The organism is Escherichia sp. MOD1-EC5950 (genome assembly GCF_002965345.1).
GTDB lineage: Bacteria > Pseudomonadota > Gammaproteobacteria > Enterobacterales > Enterobacteriaceae > Escherichia > Escherichia marmotae.
Genome location: NZ_PTSR01000034.1, coordinates 23,138 through 30,217, shown reverse-complemented (window position 1 = coordinate 30,217; position 7,080 = coordinate 23,138). Strand labels below are relative to the sequence as shown.

The 7,080-nt window shown below is 57.3% G+C and carries 9 protein-coding genes; all 9 read right to left on the bottom strand.

What is annotated here, in order from left to right; genetic code table 11:
- Positions 1 to 209: 209 nt before the first annotated feature.
- Positions 210 to 509, bottom strand: coding sequence for a rod-binding protein (locus tag BEA93_RS21330; RefSeq protein ID WP_105225093.1), 300 nt, complete (start codon positions 507 to 509; stop codon positions 210 to 212).
- Positions 509 to 1,609 (bottom strand): flagellar basal body P-ring protein FlgI, encoded by a 1,101-nt coding sequence (locus BEA93_RS21325; protein ID WP_038355505.1) that lies wholly within the window; start codon positions 1,607 to 1,609, stop codon positions 509 to 511. Before BEA93_RS21325 ends, BEA93_RS21330 begins: the two co-directional genes overlap by 1 nt.
- Positions 1,610 to 1,623: 14 nt before the next feature.
- Positions 1,624 to 2,289 carry a flagellar basal body L-ring protein FlgH gene (flgH, locus tag BEA93_RS21320; RefSeq protein ID WP_105225092.1) on the bottom strand — a complete coding sequence of 222 codons (666 nt, stop codon included), beginning with the start codon at positions 2,287 to 2,289 and terminating at the stop codon, positions 1,624 to 1,626.
- Positions 2,290 to 2,371: 82 nt separating this feature from the next.
- The gene (gene flgG, locus BEA93_RS21315; RefSeq protein ID WP_000990540.1) at positions 2,372 to 3,157 is read right to left on the bottom strand and encodes a flagellar basal-body rod protein FlgG; all 786 of its coding nucleotides are present in this window, start codon (positions 3,155 to 3,157) and stop codon (positions 2,372 to 2,374) included.
- A gap of 178 nt (positions 3,158 to 3,335) precedes the next feature.
- The gene (locus tag BEA93_RS21310; RefSeq protein ID WP_038355507.1) at positions 3,336 to 4,073 is read right to left on the bottom strand and encodes a flagellar basal body rod protein FlgF; all 738 of its coding nucleotides are present in this window, start codon (positions 4,071 to 4,073) and stop codon (positions 3,336 to 3,338) included.
- Entirely contained in the window at positions 4,073 to 5,275 is a 1,203-nt protein-coding gene (gene flgE, locus BEA93_RS21305; protein ID WP_105225091.1) for a flagellar hook protein FlgE, read from the bottom strand. Before flgE ends, BEA93_RS21310 begins: the two co-directional genes overlap by 1 nt.
- A gap of 278 nt (positions 5,276 to 5,553) precedes the next feature.
- Positions 5,554 to 6,267 (bottom strand): flagellar hook capping FlgD N-terminal domain-containing protein, encoded by a 714-nt coding sequence (locus BEA93_RS21300; protein WP_105225090.1) that lies wholly within the window; start codon positions 6,265 to 6,267, stop codon positions 5,554 to 5,556.
- Complete coding sequence (gene flgC, locus BEA93_RS21295) at positions 6,267 to 6,698, bottom strand: flagellar basal body rod protein FlgC (RefSeq protein ID WP_038355509.1); 432 nt, start codon at positions 6,696 to 6,698, stop codon at positions 6,267 to 6,269. The genes BEA93_RS21300 and flgC overlap by 1 nt, the downstream gene beginning before the upstream one ends.
- A gap of 2 nt (positions 6,699 to 6,700) precedes the next feature.
- Positions 6,701 to 7,036, bottom strand: a complete 336-nt coding sequence (locus tag BEA93_RS21290; protein WP_000512950.1) for a flagellar basal body protein — start codon at positions 7,034 to 7,036, stop codon at positions 6,701 to 6,703.
- Positions 7,037 to 7,080 lie beyond the last annotated feature (44 nt).

Here is a 7,080-nt window from a genome sequence, read left to right as displayed (position 1 = left end):
CTACATACGGGCGCAAACATAAAAATATGTGCGGACTCGTAGGCCTGATAAGACGCGACAGCGGCGCATCAGGCACCGAACGCCGGATGCGGCGTAAAAGCCTTATCCGGCCTACATATGGGCGCAAACATAAAAATATGTGCGGACTCGTAGTCTCGTAGGCCTGATAAGACGCGACAGCGGCGCATCAGGCACCAAACGCCGGAGCCTCATTTATGCTTTGGTGACAACTGCTTCACAATCATCGCCGCAATGCCAATCCCGTGCTGCTGCGCCAGGGTGTTACACAACTCATCATCATAAAACCCCTGCATCATGCGCACCGAATCGCTGTTAAACGGGTTATCTTTCGAATCGAAAAGCTCATTGGTTTTTCGCATCTCTTTCAGCATGTTGCGTAAAAAGATCGCCTCAAACTGTTCCGCGGCCTGCTTGATGTCATTGGCCTGAACCTTCGGCCCCATTAATACGTCGCTGCCGTCAATCCCGCCGCTGGCGTTCACTTTCATCAGATCACCTCCAGGTCGGCATCCAGCGCGCCCGCTTCATGCAGCGCCTGCAAAATCGACATAATATCGTCCGGCGTTGCGCCTAAGCTGTTCAACGCATTGACCAGCGTTTTCAGGCTGCTGGACTCCGGCAAACTGACTACGCCTGGACGCGCATGATTCACCGCGATATTGCTTTGCGGCGTGACCGCCGTGCGCCCGCCCGCAAGGGCGTTCGGCTGGCTGACGTTGCTGGTTTCGTTAATCGAGACGGTCAAACTACCGTGCGACACCGCCGCCGCATGCAGCGCGATGCCATCGCCCATCACCACCGTGCCGGTACGTGAGTTAAACACCACGCGGGCGCGGACTTTCTCCGCCTGCACTTGCACATCGTCCAGTTGCGACATAAACGCCACCCGCGCGCCGGGGCTGGTGGGCGCGCGCACGGTAACGTTGGTAGAACTCTGCGCGGTGGCGATGCCGCCAAACGAGGCGTTGATCGCCGCCGCAATGTTGTTGGCGTCTTTAAACGACGGACGTTTCAGGTTGAGGGTGATGGTGTCGCCCATCTGAAAATCGCTGGGGATCTCGCGTTCTACCGTCGCGCCGTTGGGAATTAACCCGGCGGTTGGTGTGTTAACCGTCACGCTCGAGCCGCTGGCTCCGGTGGCGTTCATCCCGCCCACCACCACGCTGCCCTGCGCCAGGGCATAAACTTCGCCATCCGCGCCGTGCAATTGGGTCAGCAGCAAGGTGCCGCCACGAATACTTTTCGCATCACCAATCGACGAAACGGTGACATCAATGGTCTGCCCGCGCGAGTACATCGGCGGCAGCGTGGCGCTCACCGCCACCGCCGCGACGTTTTTCACCTTCGGGTCGATTTTATTCGGCAGTTGCACGCCAAACTGGCGCAGCATATTGGTGATGGTCTGGTTGGTGAATTTGACTTGGTTTTTATCACCGGTGCCGTCGAGGCCGACCACCAGGCTGTAGCCGACCAGTTGGTTTTCACGCACGCCCTGTACGTTGACCAGCGACTCCAGCGATTGCGCCAGCGCCACGCCGGGCAGCGCCAGGCTTATGGCGAGAACCACGGTCTTGATCCAGTTTTGCATTGCACTCTCCGGCATTAAATCGGGAACAGAGGATGGTTAAACAGCCGCGTCAGCCAGCCTGCAGCGTTGGCGTCGCTTAACGCGCCGCGTCCGGCATAGGAGATGCGAGCGTCGGCAATCCGCTGGGAGGAAACCGAGTTGTCGTTCTGGATGTCGTCGGCGCGCACCAGGCCGCTTAAACGGATGTATTCATCACCCTGGTTGAGGGTGAGCCATTTCTCGCCGCGAATTTCCAGAATACCGTTGGGCTGCACCGCATGGATAGAAACGGTGATCTCTCCGCGCAGGCTGTTCTGCTGCTGGGAAGTGGCGCTGCCGTCAAAGTCGCGATTGGCGTCGATGGAGCCGGAAAGCTTATCTTTGGTGTGACCAAAAATCGTCGGCGCACCAATATCAACGGTGTTGTTTTTGCCGAAGTTGGTTTTCGCCTGTTTGCTCGACTGGGTAGATTCTTCGAGGATCACCGTCAGAATATCGCCCACGCGATAAGCCCGCCGATCGGCGGTGAGCGACCAGTTGTAGCCCGTTTCAAACACGCCTCCGGCACGCCCGTCAGCCGGGAGCGGCGCTTCGGTTTTCGGTGGTGCAAAGTATGCGTCGTCTTTTTTGACCAGAATGGCCTGCGATTCACACCCGCTAAGCAGGGGAAGCAGCGCCACCAGCCAGAGATAATTTTTCACGTTCTGCCTGTTTAAAATACAAAGAGTTATGAGCCCTGGTAGGTCGGATAAGACGCGTCAGCGTCGCATCCGACATTTCGCCTTACAACGTCTGGCTGATGTACTGCAGCATATCGTCCGCCGCCGAGACCATTTTGGCGTTCATCTCGTAAGCGCGTTGCACCGTAATCATCGCCACCATTTCGTTGACGATATCCACGTTCGAGCCTTCCAGCGCGTTGTCCTGCAAGGTGCCCAGCCCATCTTCGCCCGGCACGCCCTCGGTCGGCTGACCGCTGGCGGCGGTTTCCAGATACAGGTTGTCACCTTCGGCGGAAAGCCCTGCGGGGTTGGCGAAGTTCACCAGTGTCAGTTGCCCTAACTCAGTCACATCGCTGTCGCCGGGTAAGATCGCCGTCACCGTACCGTCCTCACCAAAAGCGACGTTGGTCGCCCCCGCCGGGACGTCGATTTCTGGCTGCAACGGCAAGCCCTGCGAATTGGTCAGCACGCCGTCGGCGTTCACCTGCAAGTTGCCATCGCGGGTATAGGCGATATCGCCGTTGGCCTTTTGCACTTGCAAAAATCCCTGCCCCATAATGGCGACATTCATCGCGTTGTCGGTGGTTTCGACGTTGCCTTCGGTGAAGGTTTTCTGAGTGCCGACAATGCGCACGCCGCTACCGAATTGCAGCCCGGTCGGCATGATGTTGTTCTGGTCGAGCATCGCGCCCGGCGCTTCCTGGGTCTGGTAGAACAGATCCTGAAACATCACCCGGTCACGCTTGAAGCCGGTGGTGTTAACGTTGGCGATGTTGTTGGCAATCGCGCTCATTTCAGCATCCTGCGCCGAGAGGCCGGTTTTGCTGATCCATAATGCTGCGTTCATGGTGGTAAATTCCGTGTTGTTTTTCTGCCGCCGATTGCCGGATGCGGCGTGAACGCCTTATCCGGCCTACGGTTTGGGCACAGGCTTGTAGGCCTGATAAGACGCAAAGCGTCGCATCAGGCACCGCCGCATAATTGCCGGATGCGGCGTAACGCCTTATCCGGCCTACGATGTGCGGTTACGAGCCGCGCAATAAGCGGTTGCCCGCGTCGCTGATATCTTCTGCGGTTTTCATCATCTTGATCTGCGCTTCAAACTGACGGTTCATGGCGATAGACGACATCATCTCGCTCACCGCCGAAACGTTGCTGCCCTCCAGAAAACCGCCGCTGACTTTGATGTTTTCATCGCGCTGAGCCAGAACGCCATCGGCAGTCACCAGCATCCCTTCGCCGTTTTTCGCCAGGTCAGCGACCGGAATATCCACCAGCTTCAGGCGGTCGATATCCATCGTCGCGGTCACATCGCCGTCATCGGGCGTCACCGAGAGCGTACCGTCGCTGCCAAACGAGGCGATGGCGTTCGGCGGCAGAATGATCGGCCCGTTATCTCCCAGCACCAGATTGCCGTCGATGGTCAGTTGCCCTTGGTCGTCCTGCTGGATGTTGCCGTTGCGGGTATAGACTTCGTTGCCGTTTTTATCCTGCACCGCAATGTAACCCGCGCCCTGAATCGCCACGTCCAGCGGGCGTTCGGTCTTCTCCGCCACACCCGTACTGTCGTTCACGCCGCTGGCCCCTTCCTGCGCCATATAGCGCGTGTCGAAGCCGCCGCCTTTCACCTTGTCGTTGGTCGCCATCGCCATGTCGGCACGAAAACCGTTGGTGTTGACGTTCGCCAGGTTGTTGGCGCTAATTTGCTGCTCGTACAAAGTCTGGGAAGCCCCGCTCAGGGCGGTATAAATCAAGCGATCCATTACATTGCCTGGAACAGCGCGTCATCGAGCTGCGTGCTGGTGGCGATAACTTTGGTGTTGGCCTGGTAGTTACGCTGGGCGGTCATCAGGTTGACCAGTTCGCTGGTGATATCGACGTTGGAGCTTTCGAGCACGCCCGACGACAGCGTGCCGCAGGTGCCGGAACCAGGAACGCCAATCAGCGGCGTACCCGATTCCCCGGTTTGTACCCACGCAGTGCCACTCACCGCCTCCAGACCGTTTTCATTCGGGAAGGTTGCCAGCACCACCTGCCCTTGCAACATGCGCTCGCCGTTGCTGTAGGTGGCGTAAACTTTGCCATCGTCATCGACCTGCACACCGTTTTGCGTTGCGGAGGCGTAGCCGTTGGCGGAATTGGTGGTGACCGAGAAGTCAGAGCCGTATTGCGTACAGGTGGAGTAATTGACGGTTAAATCGATGGGGGCGGCGGCATCGGTCTGAAACTCAATCGTCTGCGGCGTGGTGGGCGAGGTTAGTTTCCCGGTATTCGGGTCGAAGGTTAATGTCGTCGCCGGAACGCCAGTCTGCTGCTGACCATCGAAGGTATACTGCACTTCCCAGGTGTTATCGCTGGTTTTGGTGAAGTACTGGCATACCGAGTGTTCGTTACCCAATGAGTCATACACCGTGGTGGTGTAGCTGTCGGTATACGAGTTGCTGTTGGCCGGGTCGAACGGTACGGTGGTGCGATCGATAGCCGCGTCGCTGGCGTTGAAGTTGGCGGTAAAAGTCAGGCTGCTGCTGGCCTGCGCCGGAATATTGCCGGTTTTTATCTGGATATCGGTGACCGTGCCGGTTTGCAGGGTGCCGCTGTCATCGACCGGATAGCCCTGCAAGTAATCACCCGAGGCGTTAACGATATAGCCGTTTTTGTCGGTTTCAAACGAGCCGCCACGGGTATAAGAGATATTGCCCGCGCTGTCGCAGGTAACAAAAAAGCCGTCGTCGTTAATCGCCAGATCCAGCGCGTTACCGGTGGAGACCAGCGAACCACCGCGCGAAATACTCTGCGCCGTACCCGCCACGCTGACGCCCATTGCCTGGCTTCCGGCATACATGGCTGAAAACTGGGTGGTCATCGACTTATAGCCCACCGTTCCGGCATTGGCGATGTTGTTACTGATCCCGTCGAGCTGTTCGTTAACGGCATTCAGCCCCGTTGCGGCAATTTCATAACTCATTGTTTCTTCCTGTTAATTCAAATTTTTGACAGCGTGCCCGTTGTTTTGCCGGATGCGGCGTGAACGCCTTATCCGGCCTACATATGGGTGCAAACATAAAAATATGCGTGGACTCGTAGGCCTGATAAGACGCGCACGCGTCGCATCAGGCATCTTGCACCTAACGCCGGATGCGGCGTGAACGCCTTATCCGGCCTACAAAACCATGCAGATTCAATACATTGCAGTTTCATGTAGGCCTGATAAGCGAAGCGCATCAGGCAATTTGGCACCGGTCATCACGCTACATCACTGTCGGTATCGGGTACGCCAAACTGGCTAATCATGGTGAATGGCACTTCGCCCACGCCTGCAACGTTGAGCACCGGAGAGCTACCGTCGAGCGGGATGCGCACATCTTCCACTTCGCCGGAGACTTCAATCGGCACCTCTTCTTCCCCGGTGTTGGTCACCACTGAGACGTCGTAATCACCCGGCGGAATGCCGTAATCGGCGGGATTTACCGAGAAATCGACCTGGCCTGGCCCCACGGAAGAACTGCCCTCCGGGATCAGCGAGACGGTGTAGTCATCGCCTGCGGCATCGGTAAAGTGGAGATCGGCGGTAGTACAGGCGTCGTCCAGCGTCGCGCGGCCGTTAATGGTCTGGTCGATCACCTGCAAGGCGGTGGTCTGCACCATAATGTCGTCACCCACCAGGTTGCCGAGCGCCATCACCTGAATATTGCTCATCAGCACCGCGTTGGTGTTGGCCTGCACGCTCATCTCTTCCATCATCGCCACCTGCGCCATCGACGAAAGCTGGTCGATATATTCGGTAGCGTCGGTCGGGTCAGTCGGGTCCTGGTTTTGGATCTCCGCGACAAACAGCGTCAGGAAAGTATCGACGGGCGAGCTATCGCTGCTGCTTTGCGTATCGCTGGCCGCCACGGTGTTGTTTTCCGCCGTGGCGGTCGGCTGCGGCGATTGCGCATTCAGCGCCAGGGTATTCATCAGGCTTCTCCCAGTTTCAGCAGGCTTTGCTGCATACTTTTCACGTTGTTGAGCACATCGACGTTGGTTTCAAAATCGCGCGAGGCCGACATCATGTCCGCCATCTGTTCCACCACGTTGACATCGGGATACCAGACATCACCGTTGGCGTCGGCCAGCGGCGAATGCGGCTCATAGTGTTTCACCGCCCCGCCGGTTTGCAGCACGTCCTGCACCTGTACGCTCGCACCGTCGATCGCGTGGCGATGCGTTCCCGCCAACAAACTGTGGTGATACACCGCGGCAAACACCGGGCTACGCGCTTTATACGCCTGCGCCTCGCTGCTGGCGGGTGCATTGGCATTCGCCAGGTTACTGGCAACGGTATTCAGACGCAGCGTTTGCGCCGTCATCGCTGAGCCAGAAATCTGATAGATATCAGTAAAAGACATGCTTATTTCCCTTCAATGGCCTCTCTGATGCCGCTGATTTGCAGATTCAGAAAGGTCAGACTGCTTTGATAATCCATACTATTTTGTGAGAACCGCGCCTGTTCGCTGTTCAGTTCCACGGTGTTGCCATCTTCCGACGGCTGCATCGGCACGCGGTACTGGACATCCACCGCCGCGTTATTTGCCCGTTGCATCTCCCTGGCAAAATCAATATCTTTAGCCTTGAAATTTGGCGTATCGACATTCGCCAGATTCGCAGTCAGTAGCTCGGTCCTCTCAAGACGTAACTTCACTGCCTGCGGATGCACTCCCAATGCTTGTTGAAAACTGATCCCCATTTCTTGCGTCACTCCTGCTTCAATCCGCATACGCTAAGCAATCG

What these genes read in the sequence shown, in the direction of transcription:
- BEA93_RS21330 (WP_105225093.1), bottom strand. Translation starts at nt 509, where the DNA reads ATGAAAGTGAACGCCAGCGGCGGGATTGACGGCAGCGACGTATTAATG.
- BEA93_RS21325 (WP_038355505.1), bottom strand. Translation starts at nt 1,609, where the DNA reads ATGCAAAACTGGATCAAGACCGTGGTTCTCGCCATAAGCCTGGCGCTG.
- flgG (WP_000990540.1), bottom strand. Translation starts at nt 3,157, where the DNA reads ATGAACGCAGCATTATGGATCAGCAAAACCGGCCTCTCGGCGCAGGAT.
- BEA93_RS21310 (WP_038355507.1), bottom strand. Translation starts at nt 4,073, where the DNA reads ATGGATCGCTTGATTTATACCGCCCTGAGCGGGGCTTCCCAGACTTTG.
- flgE (WP_105225091.1), bottom strand. Translation starts at nt 5,275, where the DNA reads ATGAGTTATGAAATTGCCGCAACGGGGCTGAATGCCGTTAACGAACAG.
- BEA93_RS21300 (WP_105225090.1), bottom strand. Translation starts at nt 6,267, where the DNA reads ATGAATACCCTGGCGCTGAATGCGCAATCGCCGCAGCCGACCGCCACG.
- flgC (WP_038355509.1), bottom strand. Translation starts at nt 6,698, where the DNA reads ATGTCTTTTACTGATATCTATCAGATTTCTGGCTCAGCGATGACGGCG.
- BEA93_RS21290 (WP_000512950.1), bottom strand. Translation starts at nt 7,036, where the DNA reads ATGGGGATCAGTTTTCAACAAGCATTGGGAGTGCATCCGCAGGCAGTG.